A 17,297-nucleotide genomic window follows, 5' to 3' on the forward strand; every position below is an offset into this window, starting at 1 on the left:
CCGTCGCACCGGGCCCGGGGGTCCGGTGCGACGGGGTCAGCCCTCCGGACGGCGATCCGGCCCGCCCCGGCTACCGGGGTTCTCCGGCCTCCCCGGCGCCTGCTCCGTCGGCGCCGGCAGGGCTTGTGGTTCCCGGCCCGGCGGCAAGCCGCCCGCCGACGTCGTGGCCAGGCCCAGGCGCAGGTGGATGATGCGGGCGATGTCCGCGACAGTGCCGTTGCTGCGCAGGAGTTCCATCGGCGGAATGTCGACGTCGTACTGCTTGCGGAGCGACGTCAGGACTTCCGTGGCCATCAGGGAGTCGACCCCGTAGGTGTCGAGCCTGCGGTGGTGGTCGATCTGTTCGACCGGGGTCTGGAGGACGTCGGCGAGCACCTGGGCGAGGGAGTCGGCGATGAGCCGCTCGGCGTCCTCGGGGGCCATCGCGGAGAGTTCGGCGATGATCTCCTGCCGGGTGGGCGCCGTCCTGGTGCGCAGGGCGGGGACGAGACCGGTGTGGCGGGGCGCGCTCATGCTTTGCAGGAGCGCATGCAGGGTCGTCCAGTTGTAGCGGCCGGTACCCGCCACGTCGAGACCGCCGGTGAGGAACTCCTCCACGGTCTCGAACGCCTCGTGGGGCAGGACGGACTCGATGCCCACCCGGGTCATGACCTCCTCCAGCTTGTTGCGGGCCACGTAACCGGCCTCCCCGAGCGCGCCCCAGGCGATGGCCGTGGCGCTCAGGCCCTCCTGGCGGCGCCGGCGGGTCAGCGCCTCCAGGTAGAGGTTGCCCGCCACGTAGGCGGACTGGCTGACGTGACCGATGGTGCCGGTGACCGAGGAGTAGACGAGAAAGAGGTGCAGGTCCCGGTCCCGCGTCAGGGCGTCGAGCACGGCACCGCCGGCCATCTTCGGGGCGAGGACGGCCCGGATCCGCTCGTCCGTGAGGGTGGTGAGGAGGCCGTCGTCGACGTGCATGGCGGAGTGGACGACGCCGCGCAGCGGCCGGCCCTCCGCGTCGGCCTCCTCGATCAGGCGCCGCACGGCGGCGGGATCGCACACGTCCGCCGCGCGGGCCCGGGCCCGTACGCCGCGGGAGGCCAGCTCCGCCAGCAGGCCGGACGCCTCCGGGGAGTCGGCGCCGCGGCGGCCGACGAGGTCCAGGTGGCGGGCGCCCCGGTCGGCCAGCCAGCGGGCGGTGGCGGCGCCGAAGCCGCCGAGGCCGCCGGTCACGAGGTAGGTGCCCCGCGGGTCGAGCTCTGGGGGCCGCGGCCCGCGTTCGACGGCCGGCGGCTCGTCCAGGGGATCGAAGGAGACGACGACCTTGCCGATGTGCCGCGAGTGCTGCATGAGCCGGAACGCCTCGGCGACCCGCGCGGCCGGGTGGACGCTGTGCAGCAGCGGCCGGTAGCAGCCGCGGCGGACCAGCGCGGCGACCTCGGCGAACTGGGCCGCGGCAAGCTCCGGGTCGTGGAGGAGCTGGATGAGGTCGACACCGAAGAAGGCGATGTTCCGGCTGAACGGGCGCAGCCGCAGCGGCATGTTGTCGTGGATGTCGCGCTTGCCGAGCTCGACGAAACGGCCGCCGGGGCGCAGGGCCTCCAGGCCCCGGGAGATGGCCTCTCCGGCGAGGGAGTTGAGGACGACGTCGACGCCGCGGCCGCCGGTGATCTCCCGGATCTCCTCGGCGAAGTCCAGGCTGCGGGAGTCCAGGACGTGCTCGACCCCCAGCGTGCGCAGGAGGTCGCGTTTGACGGGGTTCCCGGCTGTGGCGATGACGTGCGCGCCGCGCCGCCGGGCGTACTGGAGGGCCGCGAGCCCCACTCCCCCGGCGCCGCCGTGCACCAGCACGGTCTCGCCCGGCGCGAGCCGCGCGAGGTGTCCGAGGCTGTAGTGGACGGTGAGGAAGACGACCGGCACCGTGGCGGCCTCGGTGAACGACATGCCCTCGGGCATGCGGCCGACGGCGTGTTCGGCGGTGACGGCGTGGGAGCCGAAGGTGCCGGGTGCCAGGGCGAACACGCGGTCGCCCACGGCGAGGGAGGTGACCCCTTCCCCGACCGCCTCGACGACCCCGGCGCACTCCAAGCCGGGTCCCGCCTGACGCTTCGTCAGCCCTTGCGTGGAGTCGGCCGGGAGGATGCCCACGGCCTGCATCAGGTCGCGGTAGTTCAGCGCGGCGGCGCGCACCGCGACGACCACCTCGCCCGGGCCGAGCCCGGCGGGCGGTGCGACCTCCTTCCACGCGAGGCGATAGGCCAGCCCCGGGTCGCGGACCTCCAGCGCGAAGGCCGCGGTGCGGTGGCCGTCGACCGTCCCGCTCGGGGCCTCGCTGATGTCGATCGCCCGGGGGACGAACCGCCCCCGGGCGGTGAGGGCGATCTCGTCCTCGTCGGTCGGGGTGAGCAGCTCCCGGGCGACGCGGCGGCCGTCCCGGGCGGGGTCGGTCGGGGTGCGTTCGAGGGACAGGCGCCGCACGGTCAGCCGGGGGTGCTCGTTGGCGAGGGTGCGGGTGATGCCCCAGAGCGCCGCGTCGTGCGGGACCAGGGGGCGTTCGGGGCCGGGCAGGGCTCCGCAGGGCCGGGTCACCAGCCACAGCGTGAGCCGTACGCCGTCGCGCAACCGCATGCTCGCGTCGGCCAGGGCACGCAGGACGGCCACCCTGCGGGTGGTGAGGTCGAGGAGTTCGCCGGGGGTCGGCTCGCCGTCGTCCCCGCCGAGGAGGAGGACGACGGTGACGTCGTCGGCGGCCGGGGGAATCAGTTGCTCCCACTGGGCCGGGGTGCCGACGTGGGACGTGGCGCGGACGACGGTGCCGCCCGCGGTCTCCAGCGCCCCGGACACCGCCTCGGGCAGCCCCTCATCACCGCCCCCGGCGACGATCCAGACCACACCGCCGGGCGCGGGTGGGAGGGCTGTGGGTGCCACCGGCCGGTCGGGGACGGCGGCCAGCAGGACGGACCCGTCGGCGCCCGCCCCGCGCCGCCCGTCGCCGGTGCGGACGACGTCGGTGAAACCGCAGCGCCTGAGCAGGGCGGGCCAGCGCGCGGCGGGCAGCACCAGGGTGTCGGGACGCAGGGCGTGGTCGGTGTGGCTCCAGAAGCTCTCCAGGGTGCCGAAGAACGGGGCGATGATCTGTGCGTCGTGGAGTTCGAGGGCGAGCAGCAGGCCGCCCGGGGCCAGCAGCCGGTGGACGCCCCGCAGCGCGTGGGCGAGGTCCTTGGCCGTGTGGAGGGCGTTGGCCGCCACGACGAGATCGAAGCCGCCCTCGGTCAGGCCCTGCTCCACCGGATCGGCGTCCAGGTCGTAGGGCCGGTACTCGACGAAGTCGTAGGCGGCGAACCTCCTTTCCGCACGGCTGACGAAGAGCGGGGAGACATCGGTGAACACGTAGCGGGTGCGGTCCGCCGGCAGCAGCGGCAGCAAGGCGGCGGTGGAGCCGCCGGTGCCGGCGCCGACCTCCAGGACGCGCAGCGGCCGGTCGGCGGGCCAGCGGTCGGTCACGGTGGTGAGGAGGGCCTGGAGCAGCCGGTTGTGGAAGCGGGACCAGGGGGAGATGTCGAAGAACTGCTCGACCAGCTCGGCGCCGCCTTCGGCCAGGAACTCCAGGGGTTCCTGACCGTCATGGAGCGTTTTGCCCATGGTCTGGAGGCGGGTCGAGGCCAGGATGACCCCGGCCGCGTAGGCGGGGTGGTCCCGCACCACCCGCTGGACGGTCTCCTCCAGCCGGAACTCCCGTCCGGTCCGCTTCCACCGGCCGTCCTCCTGGCGTTCGGCGAGGCCGTGGCGTTCCAGGAGGGGCAGCAGGAGCGCGCACAGGCGCTGGTGGTGCGGTCGCAGGTCGGCGGTGAGCTCCTCCGGAGCGTAGGAGTCCGCGCCCTCGGGCAGCAGGCCCTGCACGGTGGTGGCGAAACCGGCAGCCAACGCCTCCTTCAGCCGGTGGCGCACCCGCTCGTAGCCCATCCGGTGCCAGGCCGCGCGCAGTTCGCCGATGCGGGGGCCTGCCGCGGCGAGGAGCTCGGAAGGGCCGGGCAGGGGGGACGGTGCGGCGGGCACCCCGGGGTGGGGCGCCGCGCGCATGACGGTCGTGCTGCGGGTCAGCGATGTGGTCCGCAGGCCGTCGAAGCGCCGCAGGCGGCAGCCCTCCAGTTCGGCCATGACGGTGCCGCCGGTGTCCGTGACGGTGATGTCCCAGCAGACTTCCGTGGAGGTGCGGCCACGCTCCCGGAGGTGGACCAGGCCCTGGGGCGGGGGTGCCTGCCAGACGCGGACGGCGTCGATCGCGCCCGGCAGGTACGCGTGCCGGCGACCGGCGAGGACGCCGGCCATCAGCGGCAGCCCGGCCTGGAGGGCCCCGTCGAGCAGGGCGGGGTGGATCTCGTAGCCGGCGGAGTCCGCCGTGTGGTGGTAGGCGGCGAGGACCTCGCCCTGGCCCACGCGCAGTTCCCGGAGGGTGCGGAAGGCGGGGCCGTAGTCGAGCCCGGCCGCCGCGAGGTCGGGGTAGATCCGCCCGGGTTCCGCCTGCGCGGGGCAGCGGTCGCGCAGGGCGGGGACGTCGACCGGGGCGGGCCTGCTCCGCAGCAGGCGGCGTACCCCGCCTCTGGCGTGCCGGGTGGGTTCGCCGGTGCGCCCGGTGGCGCTCGCGATCGTGACCTCGCCGTCGTCGTCGGCCAGGGTGACCTGGAGGTGGATGCTCGCCGGGTTCTCCCAGGGCACCACGAGCGCGCGCGTGATGTCCAGGTACTCCAGCTCCGCGGGGGCGTCCAGGTGGCGCCGGCCGGCGGCCAGGGCCATCTCGACGAAGCCGGTCGCCGGCATTACCACGGAGCCGCCGACCCGGTGGTCGGCGAGCCAGGGGACGAGGACGGGCTCGACGGCCCCGCGCCACGCCGGCTCCAGGAGCGGCAGGCGGTCGCCGAGCAGCGGATGGTCCACGCCGGCGTCGCCTCCCATTCCGTACCACTCTCCGGGGGAGCCGTTCCAGTGCCGTTCCCGCTGCCAGGGGTAGGCGGGGAGGCCGGTGACGCGCCCCGCGAGGGGGAAGTGGGTGGCCCAGTCGAGGTCCGCCCCGGCGGCGGCGAGGGTGGCGACGGCCGTGCGCAGCGCGGCGGGCCCGTCGTCGTGCTTGAAGAGGGTGGGGACGACGGCCACGGGGGTGGGGTGTTTCTCCGTCAGGCGGCGCAGGTAGGGCCGCAGGACGGGGTGGGGGCCGAGGTCGACGAACACGTCGTACCCCGCGCCCAGGAGGTGGGTGACGGCCGGGGCGAAGAGGACGGGCTCGCGGACGTTGCGCCACCAGTACCCGGCGTCCAGGGCGGTGCCCTCGATCACCTCGCCGGTGACGGTGGAGATCATCGGGATGCGGGTGGGTGCCGGGTCCAGCCCGTACAGCGCGGTCTTCAGGGGTTCCTCGACCGGGTTCATGGCGGCGCTGTGGAAGGCGTAGTCGACGTCGAGCAGGGTGCAGGCGACACCGCGGGCCGTCAGTTCGGCGGCGAGGGCGCGCAGTTGGCCGGTGGGACCCGACACGGTGACGTCGCGGTCGGTGTTCTGACAGGCGACGCCGAGGCCGGGGTGGGCGGCGAGCGCTTCTTCGGCCTGCTCCATCGGCAGGGACACCACGGCCATGCCCCCGACGCCGGCGGTGGCGGCCTGGGCCCGGCCGCGGGCGGCGATCACGTCGGCGGCCTGCTCCAGCGTCAGGGCGCCCGCCGTGTACGCGGCCGCGACCTCGCCGACGCTGTGTCCCAGCACGGCGGCCGGGGTGACACCGCGGCGCCGCAGCGTCTCGGCCAGGGCGACCTGGACGGTGAACAGCAGCGGCTGGGCGAACTCGGTGGCGGAGAGCGGGGTTCCGGGCGGGGGGTCGGTGAGCGCGCGGGCGACGGACCAGCCGGTACGGGGGGCGAGCAGCGCGTCGACGCCCTCGACGGCCTCCCGGAAGGCGGGGTCGGCGGCGAGCAGGTCCGCGCCCATGCCGGCCCACTGGGCGCCGTTGCCGCAGAACGCGAAGACGACCCGCCCGTCGGCGACGGCTTCGGCGACGGCCGCACCGGGGCCTCCGGCAGCCCGCGCGGTCTCGTCCGGGCCCGGCCCGGACGCGGAGCCTGCGCGCTCGGCCACCGCCGCGCCCTCCGGCGCAGATCCCCCGGTGACGGCTTCACCACGGCCCCCGGCCACCCGAGCCGTCCCGTCAGGGCCCGGCCCGGACGCGGGCTTGGCGCTCGCGGCGACCGCCGCGTCCTGCGCGGCGCCCTGCGGCGACGGACAATCGGCGACGGCCGACCCGGCCACGGCCTGGCCAGGACCCCCGACGATGCCCGACGCCGGCCCGGACGACTCGGCAGCCCGCGTGGTCTCCCCCGGGCCCGGCCCGGACGCGGAGCCTGCGCACTCGGCCACCGCCACGCCCTCCGGCGCAGAGCACTCGGTGACGGCTTCACCACAGCCCCCGGCGGCCCGAGCCGCCTCGTCCAGGCCTGGCCCGGACGCGGAGCCTGCGCTCTCGGCCACCGCCGCGCCATGCGACGACGAGCCCCCGGCAACAACTCCCCCACGGCCCCCAGCCACCCGAGCAGCCTCAACCGGCCCCGACACCAGCCCTACGGCCTCGGCAACCGCCGCGTCCCGCGGCGCAGAGCACTCGACGCCGGCTTCACCACAGCCCCCGACAGCCCGAGCCGCCTCCTCCGAACCCGGCACCAGCCCGGACCCACCGCTCCCGGCAACCACCGCGCCCTCCAGCGCAGAGCACTCGGTGCCGGCTTCGCCACGGCCCGCCGCGTCGCCCGGCCCGGCGCCGGGCGACGCGGCGGCCCCGGTCGCGCCCACTCCCTCACCGACGCCCGAGCCGCCCACGGTCTCGGCCACCGGCCCGCTCGGCGCCGGGCAGCCGGCGATCTCCTGACCGGCCGGGCCCAAGGCCGGGCCGGACGGCGCAGCAGAACCGGCCCCCGGCCCCTGCCTGGCACCCACCGCCACGCCTGGCCCGCCAGGCCCGCCAGGCCCGGCCGGCCCGGTGACCGGGTCGGCCGCCGCCGACGCGGCAGCCCCGTCCGTACCCGGCTCGCCCACCGTCGCGTCCTGCGGCGCACCACCCCCGGCGAGGCCGGCGAGGCGCTCGGCCGCCCCGGTGGCGTCCGCCGCCAGCACCGCCGCGCGGTAAGGGTGTTTGCCCCGGCGCAGACAGGCCGTGTACGCGAGGTCGTAGAACTCGTCGGGGCCCGCGGACGCCAGCCGGTCGGCCGTCCGGCGGATCGCCTCGGTCAGCGCCTCGCGGGAGCGCGCGGAGACCACCAGCGGCCGCTCGGCCGCCGCCGGGGCCTCCGCGCGGAGCGCGGCGGCGGGCGGCGCGGCGGCGAGGATCGCGTGCGCGTTGGCCCCGCCGAAGCCGAAGGAGTTGACGCCGACCACACTTCGGGCGCCGATCGTCACCTCGCGGCTCTCCACGGCCGGTGCCAGCTTCAAACCGGGGAAGTCCACATGGGGGTTGGGCGGCGTGGCGTGCAGGGTCGGTGGGATCGTCCCGTGGCGCAGGACGAGCAGCGCCTTGAAGAGGCCGGCCATCCCCGAGGCGGGCTCCAGGTGCCCGAGGTTGGACTTGACCGAGCCGATCGGCAGATCGCCGCCGGTGCGCCGGCTGCCGAGGGCGCGGCCGACGGCCTCGCACTCGATGGGGTCGCCGACCGGGGTTCCCGTGCCGTGCGCCTCCAGGTAGACGAGGTCGTCCGGGTGCACGCCGGCCCGGTCGTAGACCTCTCTGAGCAGCTGCTCCTGGGTCTGCGCGCGGGGCAGGGCGAGGCCGGGCGTGCGGCCGTCGCTGTTGGCGGCGCTGCCCACGATCACCGCGTGGACCCGGTCGCCGTCGGCCAGCGCGTCCGGCAGCCTCTTGAGCAGGACGACACCGCCGCCCTCGGCGCGGACGTACCCGTCGGCCCCGGCGGAGAAGGACCGGCACCGGCCGGTCGGGGAGAGCATCGACGCCTGGGAGAAGCCCACGTAGTGGTAAGGGCTCAGCAGCAGATTGACGCCGCCCACCAGCGCGGCGCGCCCGGTGCCGGCCAGCAGCGTCTGGCACGCCTGGACGAGGGCCACGAGCGCGGAGGAGCACGCGGTGTCCACGGCGAGGCTGGGGCCGCGCAGGTCCAGGAAGTGGGAGATCCGGTTCGCGGCGATCGACGAGGCCGCGCCGGACATGGTGTAGGCGTTGACGCTCTCGGTCATGAGCATCTGCAGGGCGCCGTAGGAGTGGTCGGAGATGCCCACGAAGACGGCGGTGTCCGAGCCGGCCAGAGCTTCGGGGGCGATGCCCGCGTCGTCGCACGCCTCGGCCGCCAGTTCCAGCAGCAGCCGCTGCTGGGGATCCATCTGCGCGGCCTCCTTCGGCGCGATGCCGAAATAGGCGGCGTCGAAGCCGCTGATGTCGTCGAGGAATCCGCCCGCCGCCGTGTAGCTCTTGCCGGGGCGCGGCATCGACGGGTCCACGAAGCGCGTCGCCTCGAAGCGGTCGGCGGGTACCTCCGTGATGAGGTCGTGGCCGCCGCTCAGTGCCCGCCACAGCCCTTCGAGGTCGCTGATGCCCCCCGGCAGGCGGCAGGAGGCGCCCACCACCGCGATCGACCGGTCGGCCGGCCCCGTCCCGTGCCCGTCCATACCCATGGCCCTCAGCCCTTTCCGCAGGGAGCAACCGGTGGTGTCGCGACGGCTCACGGCGAGCTGGGAAGCGGCTGGACCCCTTGACGCGCAGGCGGTGACGGCAGGTCAGGCCGGGGCGGCCTTCCGGTGGGTTGCCTGACTCTCGCGTTCCACGACGGGCTTGCACGACGGGAGTTCTGCCGATCGCCCCGCAGGGCCGTGCCGGGCTCCGCGGCACACAGATATCGATAGCCCTGGGAAAGGGAAATAAACGGACAGTAACCCCTTCGCATGAACAGGGCGAAAGAGTGGCCGAATCCAGCATCAAGTCGTCTTGTTGCTGGTGAGATTGATGGCGCGTCAGGCGTCACATGAGCCTCACCGGGTCACCGGGACGGGCGTCCGGGCCGGGCCGGAGCGCCCACCGCCCGCTTCCTCCCGCCGCGCGGCGCTTCCGGGCGAAGTGTGGCGGCCGGGGGCCGGGGCAGGATCGCCCTGTTCGCGCCACTCGCCGTGAGCGCGGCCCCCCGCCCTCGTTCCCGAACAGGGTCCGCAGGGCCTCGCACACCAGAAGGGAAACACCGTGAGCACTTCCGGTCGAAGGCCGCCCGCGGGCCGAACCTCGTGGCGCAAGGCGGCGGTTGTCGCCCTGCCCGCGGTCGCGGCGGTCGCGGTGATGGCCGTCGGGATGGCGGAAGGCGTGCTGGCGTCGTCGTTCGCGGTGTCCGGCACGGCCTTCCAGGTGTCGTCCGGCAAGCTGACGAGCAAGGGCCTGGCCTCGTACGTCGACGTCGACCGGTCGGCGGACGGCCGGGGCCACCCGGTCGCGCTGCTCGGCATCGGTGACGCGACGCTCTCCGACCTCTGCCAGTCCGCCCAGGTCGAAACCCCGCTGGGCACCGTCGTGTTCAAGCTGACGGCCGGCGGCGAGGCCGGGGAGGTGACCGCCACCGATCTGGTCATCGACAGCGAGGACCTCGTCGGGGACGCCCGGTTCGGCGAGGTGGAGTTGGGACGGGACGCCTCCACCCTGGACCGGGTGCCCGGCCTCAAGGGCGCGCCGGGGCAGTTCGGGCTCCAGGCCGGGGACGTCACCGTGGCCGGGGTGCGGTCGCACGCCCGGTCCGCCACCGGTGGCAACTTCCGGCTCAAGGGCCTCTCCCTCGACGTGAAGCTGGGTGGACCGGCTTGCTTCTGAGACTCCTGCGCGGCCCCGTCCCGGCCCGGCTGCGCGCCTGGCGCCGCACCCGGCCGTTCTGGGCCGGGGTGCTGCTGCTCCTCGCCGGCGCCGAACTGCTCGTCGTCCCGCTCGCGCCCTGGGCGGTGCTCGCCGGCCTCGGCCTGGGCGGGATCGCCGCCCTCGGCATCGGCCTCGCCCTGGTGACCGCCGGCCTCTTTCTTTGGTTCCTCCCCGGCACCCGGCACTACGTCGGCATCCACGCGGTGCTGCTGTCGGTACTCTCCTTCGCGGCCAGCAACCTCGGCGGCTTCCTCCTCGGGATGCTGCTGGGCATCGCGGGCGGCGCCATGGGCTTCGCCTGGACACCCGGGGCCCCGCCCGAGCCGCCCGAGCCGCCCGCGCCCGAGCCCGGGCCCCCGCCCGGGGAGAGCACGCCCGGCGAGAGCACGCCCGGCTCCGTCACCACTCCGCCCAAGACCCTGGCGGCCGTGCTGCCCCTCGTGCTGCTGGCGGGGGTGGTCGCCCCCGGGCGGGCGCCCGGCGACTCCACCGCGCCCACCGCCGCCCGGTCACCGACGTCGGTGACCTCCTCGTCCTTCGCGCCCCACGGCTTCACGCTCGCCGGGGTCTCCCGGGTGCCCACCGCGGCCGGGCCCCGGAAGGTCATGGTCCTCAGGATGCGGGCGGCCACTCTCACCGACTACCGGCTGCGGAGCCGGGACGGCGGACCGGCGCGCTACATCCTCGGCGCCGACGGCCTGCGCCTCGACGGCCGGGTGACGCTCTACCTCTCCCGGTTCAGCGGCTGCCTCCAAGGGGTGCTGTGCCTGACGTTCACCCCCGACACGCTGCCCGTGCCGCCGGTCGTCCCCCCGTTCGTCTTCATGACGAACGTGTCCGCCGAACAGGCGCTGGTCACCAGCGACACCATCGTCGCCGAGCGGCTCACCCTCACCGCGGAACCGGACACCGGGAGCGGCGCGACCTGACCGGGCGATCGCCCCACGCCTCAGACGGCCCACGCGTCAGGAGGCCGTACACCAGACGGCCGTACGTCAGGCGGCGGGCGCCTCGGCGAGGAAGCCGATGAGCTCCTGCACCGCCGGCACGCCGGTGTGCGGGAGGAACCTGCGCCGGCACTGGCCGACGACCCCCGCGGGCACCCGGTCGAACAGGGCCACGGCCCGGCGGGCGCTGCGCACGGCGGCCTCGGGTTCCCGGAGCGCCAGCTGCGCGTCGGCGACGGCCAGCAGGTCCCGGGCGACAAGCAGGGGCGGCTGCGCGGAGCCGCCCGGCCGGGCCCTGCCGGTGACGAGCCCCGTGAAGTGCTCCAGGGCCCGCTTGGGCTGGCCCGCGTCGAGCCAGGCCCGCGCCGCCGCCATGTCCAGCCACTCCTCGTCGACGTTGCCGTACGGGGAGGGGTCACCGCCGGTGCCCAGGGCGTCGACGGTGCGGTCCAGGGCCCTGGCGCCGGCGATGATCTCTCCGCGCCGGGCGTACGCGCGGGCCTCCCGGCTGTGCAGCACGGCCGAGAGCCCGGGCGGCGGAGCGGGGGTGATCGCCCGGGCCGCCTCGACCAGGGACAGCACGTCCGCGGGGTCGCCCGCGTCGATGTGACTCCACGCCAGGTCGGCCAGGCAGAGGGAGACCGTCAGCGGCGAGGCGGCCCGCGCGGCGGCGCGCACCGCGGCGAGGTAGTGCCGCTCCGCCCTGACGTCCTCCCCGAGCCCCTTGCTGATCAGTCCGCACAGGTGGGCGATGTGCGCGGTGACGAGCTGCAGCCGGGCGCCGGTCGCCCGGTCGTGGCCGCTGTCGGCCAACAGGGCGCAGGTCAGGTCGAGTTCGGCGCGGGACAGCCGGTAGAGCGTGACCGGATTGACGGTCGACACCAGCTCGTACAGCGCGTACGAGCGGTCCTCTATCAGGGCGAGCGTCTCGGAGGTGACGCGGTGGGCGCCGCGGGCGGCCGGCGGCGCGACGGTCACCGCGGTCCGTGTCTCGCGGACGAACGCGGCGAGGGCGGCGCCGGTGACGGTGAGCCGGCAGCGGGCGGGGTGGACCGTCGGCCGCTCCTTCTCCGGCACGGCGCCGGCGTCCTCCTCGCCGTGGCGCGCGCGGTCCGCCCGCGGCGTGGCGGCGGTGCCCAGGTGCAGCCAGTGCGGCCAGCCCAGGCGCTGCACCTCCTCCTCGGGCACCCGGTGGATGTGCGCGATGGCGAGCTGGGTGCTGTGGTCGGGCGGTACTCCCTGGGTCTCCCAGCGGGAGACCTTCTCCCGGCGCCGGTGCAGCTTCCCGAAGCCCAGCGCCTCGTGGGTGTCGGCCACCAGTAACGCGTAGGAGAGCTGCGTGTCCCCGGTCAGGGCGCGCAGCAGCGCCAGTGGGTGCCGGGACCGTGTCATGGAGCCGCGCCTTCTGTGAACGATCGGACCGGACCAGCGGCGCTGAGTACGAGCGAACGTCAAGCCTCCGGTACGACATGTCTCACCATGAGATCATGCCCACAGGAGTGTAGACGCACCCTCCGTGCACGGCCGACGTACCGAGCGTACGGCCCGTCACGGCGGGGCGGGCGGGGTTCAGGCGGACCGCTGGTGCCAGGCGTCCTGGAAGTTGCGGCGCGCGCGGTGCAGCCGCGAGCGGACCGTGCCGACCGGAAGGGCGAGGGTCGTGGCCATCTCCTGTTCGTTCATGCCGTAGACGGCACGGAGGGTGAGGATCTGCCGGTGCTGGTCGGGCAGCCGGTCCATGACGTCGGAGATGTGGACGGTGGCCAGCGGGTTGGCGTCCTGCGCGACGTCGGGCAGCCCGTCGGCCCCGCCCTGGCTCAGCCGCTTCGAGGTGCGCACCGCCTCCCGCACGGTGACCGAGCGGACCCAGCCGTAGAAGGCCGTGGGCTCGCGCAGCCCGCGGATGCCGCGGAAGATGGCGAGCATCGCCTCCTGCGCGGCGTCGGAGCTGTGCCCCTGGGCGATCGGCAGACACAGCCTCCCGACGAAGGGGGAGATGTGGTGGAGGAGGTCGTTCATGGCCTGGCGGTCCCCGGCCTGTGCGCGCGGCAGCAGTGCCGTGACGGCGAAGTCACTCGTCTCGTTCGATGGACTCACTGCGGGCGGCTCCTGAACTCAGCCTGGTGATGCGGGTGCTGGGGGTGCGGGGTGGATGCGGGGGGAAGCGTGACCGGTGGGAAGCGGCGGGCGGGCGGAGCGGGGGGCGGGCCGCTGCCGGCCGCGCCCCGCCCCCGTCGGCACCGCCGGTGCCCGCCGTCCCGTCAGCCCTGCGCCGCCGCGCCGGCCGGCTCGGTCCGGTCGGCGAGGGTGAGCAGCGTGGTGCGCACGCTGTCGCGGACGGCACGGACCTGCTCGTCGCCGAAGCACTCCGTGCTGTAGGGGATGTCGATGCCGAGGCGGCCGTCGAAGGAGACGACGCACGCCAGCAGCGGGCCTCGCCCGGCCTGGGGGTAGTAGTTCTCGCGGGCCGGGACGAGACGCATGTCGGTGAGTTCCAGGCCGCGCGGCGCCGGCGGGCCGGGGCGGGCGCCCATGTTGGTGACGATCACGCTGGTGGCCAGCAGCGCCGGGTTGCCGGCGACGTGCGGGAGGATCCGCGTCTCGTGGACGAACTCGCGCCGCTCGATGGCGGTGTGGAGGTTCGCGGTGACCAGGCGGCCCAGCGCCACCGGGTCGGCGTCGGCGGCCACCTCCAGGACGTCCAGGAAGGTGGCGACGGCGGGCACCATGACCTCGCGGCCCAGGGGCGGCGTCACGCGGGTGCGCAGGTCCACGGGCGACATGCAGCCCAGTGCCCGCGCTTCGTCGCCGCCGCCGAGCCCGCGGCGGACGGCGATGAGCATCGCCGCGCCGATGAGCCCGTGGACCGAGACCTCCGCGGCCTTCGCGAAGCGCAGGAGCCGCGTCGTCTCCTCGGGTTCGAGCAGGACGCGCTGCACCTCGATCCTGGCCCGGGCGGCCTCGGGGGTGCCCGTCGCCCCGTAGGGCAGGGCGGAGACCGGGGAGCGGCGGGTCCGCTCGACCCGGCGGGCGAGGTACTGGGCGACCTCCTCCTCGCCGACCTGCGGCAGCAGGTCGGTGGCGGGGGGCGGGCAGCCGCGCTCCCCGCCGTCCGCCGGGGGCTCGTAGGTCCCGTCGGCGAGCTCGGCGTAGGTCTGCCACAGGGCGTTGTACAGGGCGATGGCGCTGTGGCCGTCGGTGATGACGTGGTCCAGGCTGAGGACGACGACGTGTTCGTCCTCGCCCCGCAGGAGCACCGCGCGGACCAGCGGGCCGCCGTCGTCGAGCGGGGTGTTGAACTCGTCGGAGAGGGCGGTGGGCCCGCCCGGGCGCACCAGCAGCCTCGGCCGCTCGGACTCCGGCAGCGGCTGGAGGGCGGGCGACGGCGCCCCCTCGCCGTCGTGGCGCTCCAGCCCGACCCGGCAGCGCAGCGAGGGGTGTTCGGTCACCTTGGCGTCGAACGCCGCCGCGAGCAGTTCCTCGTCGAGGTCGCCGCGGACGGTGCACGACACCACGGCGCGGCTCTTCTGCGCGACGTAGAGCGTCTCCGCCGGGCACAACGTGCGGTGCATACCACTTACCTTTCATCGACTTCGGGCGCCGGCGGTGCGCCGTGCCGAAGTGCCGGGACCGTTCCCGCTTTCCGTGCGGAACGGGCTGCCCGGGCGGGGGGGGGTGGGAGTCCAGGGCCGGCGGAAATCACCGTCACCTGAAGGTCAGCGCGGTGTTCAGCGGGCCGATGACGCATCTGCCCGGTGGCCGCGTCCCGAGGAGCGGGGTGCGCCGGTGGGCGGCACACCACGAGCCGGTGACGGCAATCCCCTCGTTCCACGATTCGGGCAGCCCTTTTGCGGCGGTCTCGGACTCAGTCATGCACCCTGCTTGAACGATTCGGCCGTTCGGCCAGAAGTCATTGCTGTCGACGGCGGGGCTCACCCTCGGATCGCCCGCACGCACCGAAGCGGAATGGCAGTTTTCAGTGAAGCGGGATCTCTGCCGCCTTTCAAGAGGCACGGAGCGTGCCTCCGGCGTATCTCGACCCTATTGCCTTCCGGCAGTGGTTCTCCATTCCGCCCGGGCCGACCGGGGCGGCCTTGACGTCCTCTTCACATCGCCGTGACGGTGTGTCACGAATGCCCGTCCTATAGGCGTCGAGTGTGACCGCGTGTCAACGCGGGACGGAAAAACAGAGTGACGCACCGGTAAATTCCGGCAGCGAAAGGGGGCTTATCGATCTCTGAACGTGATCTGAACAACAGCGGAAGTCCTCTCACTATGCCCGAGTGTCCACCCGAGGGGACCCCTGTTACCGGGGAAAACCAAAGGAAGTTGGTTCTCCGGAGGAAGGCGCGCGGTGCCGGGGCCTCGCCTTGACTGTCCGAGATCCCCTCATGCAGGGTTAATCTTGGTGGCAGGGCCGCCGCGCCGCGGCACTCTCAGGGTTGCCCCCAAAGGGCCCTACCAGGCAACATCCTTGTGATTCCCGAGAGGCCGCGCGCATCCCCATTCGCGCTCGTAGAGCCGACGTAAGCGCCCGCCCAACGTTGCCCTGTGGGCCTGTCCCGCAGGGCTTTTCTTCGGCAGAAAATTCCATACACCTACTGAGGGTTGGTGCCATGTCTGTTCACGAGGACTCCAGTCGCCCGCTGTCGGGCGCCCAAGAGGGCGTCTGGTTCGCCCACCAGCGACTCGACCACGCGAACGCGGCCTACAACACCGGTGAGTACGTGGAGATCCACGGCCCGGTCGACGCCGAACTCTTCGAGACGGCGCTGCGCCGCACCGTCGCCGAGACCGAGACGCTCCGCCTGCGCTTCGCGGAGACCGCCGACGGGCCCCGCGCCACGCTGTCGTCCGCCGCCGACCGGACCCTGCACTTCGTGGACGTGAGCGCCGAGGCCGATCCGCACGCGGCGGCCGAGGCGTGGATGCGCGCCGACCTCGCGACGGCCGTCGACCTCACCGAGGGGCCGCTCTTCCGCCAGGTCCTCTTCCAGGCGGCGCCCGACCGCTGGTTCTGGTACCTGCGGGCGCACCACATCCTCCTCGACGGCTACGGCTTCACCCTCGTGGCCCGGCGCCTGGCCGAGACCTACAGCGCCCTCGCCACCGGTCAGGACGTGCCGGCGTGCCCGTTCGCCCCGTTGGACCGGCTCCTCGACGACGAGCGGGCCTACCGCGCCTCGGAGCGCTTCGCGCGGGACCGCGCCTACTGGACGGAACGTTTTGCCGACGCTCCCGAGGCCGTGGGCCTGACCGAGGGCTCCGCGCCGCCGGCCGCCGCCTTCCTGCGCCGCACCACGCACCTGACCGCCGCCGAGGCCGAACGGCTCTCGGACGCCGCGACGCGCCTGGGCGCCGCGCGCAACGAGCTGTTCCTCGCGGCCGTCGCCGCCTACCTCCACCGGGTGACCGGCGCCCCGGACGTCGTCCTCGGGCTGCCCACCATGAGCCGGCTCGGCTCCACCGCCCTGCGGGTGCCCGGCACGGTCTCCAACATCCTGCCGGTGCGCCTCGCCGTGCACCCCGGCACGACCGTCGGCGAGCTCGTGGGCGCCGTGGTCTCCGAGGTCCGCGACGTCCGCAAGCACCAGCAGTACCGCGGCGAGGACCTCCGCCGCGACCTCAAGCTCCTGAGCGGCGACCGGCGGCTGTACGGGCCGGTCGTCAACCTCGTGCCGTTCGCCCAGGACCTGCCCTTCGGCGAGCACCCCACGACCTGGCACCACCTGTCGGGCGGCGCGATCGAGGACCTTCAGATCACGGTGCGGCTCGGGGCCGGCGGCAACGGCCTGAAAATCAACTTCGACGCCAACCCGGCGCTGTACACCGAAGCCGAACTCGCCGACCACGAGGGCCGGTTCCTCCTCCTGCTGGACCAGCTCGCCGAGGCCGACGCCGGTCAGACGCTGGCCGCGACGTCCCTGCTGCGTTCCGGCGAGGACCCGGGCTATGCCGCCGGTGCGGCGCAGGACGCCCCGGCTCCGGCCGACGCCACGCTGCCCGCGCGGTTCGAGGCGCAGGCGGCCCGCACCCCGGAAGCGGTGGCGGTCACGTACGAGGGGGCGTCCCTGAGTTACGGGGAGCTCAACGCGCGGGCCAACCGGCTGGCCCGGCTGCTCGTCGAGCGCGGTGCCGGCCCCGGGCACATCGTGGCGCTGGCCCTGCCCCGGTCCACGGAGCTGACGGTCGGCCTTCTGGCCGTGCTGAAGGCCGGTGCGGCCTACCTGCCGCTGGACCCGGCCTACCCGGCCGAGCGCATCCGCTCCGTCACCGAGGACGCCGCGCCCGCCCTGCTGGTGACGGGCGCCCAGGTGGCAGCCGCGCTGCCGGAGACCGGGGCCACCGCGATCGTCCTCGGCGACGCGGACACCGACCGTGACCTCGTCGCGCGCGCGGACACCGATCTCACCGACGCCGAGCGGCTGTCGCCGCTCACGCCGGGGGATGCCGCGTATGTCATTCACACCTCGGGGTCGACGGGCCGCCCGAAGGGC

The 17,297-nt window shown here is 74.6% G+C and carries 8 protein-coding genes; 3 read left to right on the forward strand and 5 right to left on the reverse strand.

Annotated elements, in window-relative coordinates:
- Positions 1–36 precede the first annotated feature (36 nt).
- Positions 37–8,637, reverse strand: a complete 8,601-nt coding sequence (locus ABZ951_RS12810) for an SDR family NAD(P)-dependent oxidoreductase (protein ID WP_361279804.1) — start codon at positions 8,635–8,637, stop codon at positions 37–39.
- A 559-nt stretch (positions 8,638–9,196) separates the two neighbouring features.
- On the opposite strand from ABZ951_RS12810, the gene ABZ951_RS12815 reads away from it, so the two are divergent.
- Positions 9,197–9,811 carry a DUF6230 family protein gene (locus ABZ951_RS12815; RefSeq protein WP_344097827.1) on the forward strand — a complete coding sequence of 205 codons (615 nt, stop codon included), beginning with the start codon at positions 9,197–9,199 and terminating at the stop codon, positions 9,809–9,811.
- Complete coding sequence (locus tag ABZ951_RS12820) at positions 9,802–10,782, forward strand: DUF6114 domain-containing protein (protein WP_344097829.1); 981 nt, start codon at positions 9,802–9,804, stop codon at positions 10,780–10,782. Before ABZ951_RS12815 ends, ABZ951_RS12820 begins: the two co-directional genes overlap by 10 nt.
- 66 nt (positions 10,783–10,848) lie before the next feature.
- Here the strand turns inward: ABZ951_RS12820 and ABZ951_RS12825 are convergent, their stop codons facing one another.
- The 4 genes from ABZ951_RS12825 to ABZ951_RS12840 form a co-directional block, all read right to left on the reverse strand.
- Positions 10,849–12,192 carry a hypothetical protein gene (locus ABZ951_RS12825; protein WP_344097830.1) on the reverse strand — a complete coding sequence of 448 codons (1,344 nt, stop codon included), beginning with the start codon at positions 12,190–12,192 and terminating at the stop codon, positions 10,849–10,851.
- A gap of 177 nt (positions 12,193–12,369) precedes the next feature.
- Positions 12,370–12,897 (reverse strand): RNA polymerase sigma factor, encoded by a 528-nt coding sequence (locus ABZ951_RS12830; protein WP_344097832.1) that lies wholly within the window; start codon positions 12,895–12,897, stop codon positions 12,370–12,372.
- Between the two features lie 164 nt (positions 12,898–13,061).
- Positions 13,062–14,372: a protein kinase gene (locus ABZ951_RS12835; RefSeq protein ID WP_344097834.1), complete on the reverse strand. Its 1,311-nt coding sequence runs from the start codon at positions 14,370–14,372 to the stop codon at positions 13,062–13,064.
- A 133-nt stretch (positions 14,373–14,505) separates the two neighbouring features.
- Positions 14,506–14,673: a hypothetical protein gene (locus ABZ951_RS12840; protein WP_344097835.1), complete on the reverse strand. Its 168-nt coding sequence runs from the start codon at positions 14,671–14,673 to the stop codon at positions 14,506–14,508.
- Positions 14,674–15,416: 743 nt separating this feature from the next.
- Here ABZ951_RS12840 and ABZ951_RS12845 point away from each other — a divergent pair.
- A partial coding sequence (locus ABZ951_RS12845; RefSeq protein WP_361279807.1) for a condensation domain-containing protein occupies positions 15,417–17,297 on the forward strand: 1,881 nt, incomplete at its 3' end.

Origin of the sequence: Streptomyces sp. NPDC046215, from assembly GCF_040646215.1 — a bacterium.
Taxonomy (GTDB): Bacteria; Actinomycetota; Actinomycetes; order Streptomycetales; family Streptomycetaceae; genus Streptomyces; species Streptomyces stramineus.

Bases quoted from the DNA above. Each gene is read 5' to 3' on its own strand.
- ABZ951_RS12810 (WP_361279804.1), bottom strand. From the start codon at position 8,637: ATGGGTATGGACGGGCACGGGACGGGGCCGGCCGACCGGTCGATCGCG.
- ABZ951_RS12825 (WP_344097830.1), bottom strand. From the start codon at position 12,192: ATGACACGGTCCCGGCACCCACTGGCGCTGCTGCGCGCCCTGACCGGG.
- ABZ951_RS12835 (WP_344097834.1), bottom strand. From the start codon at position 14,372: ATGCACCGCACGTTGTGCCCGGCGGAGACGCTCTACGTCGCGCAGAAG.
- ABZ951_RS12840 (WP_344097835.1), bottom strand. From the start codon at position 14,673: ATGACTGAGTCCGAGACCGCCGCAAAAGGGCTGCCCGAATCGTGGAAC.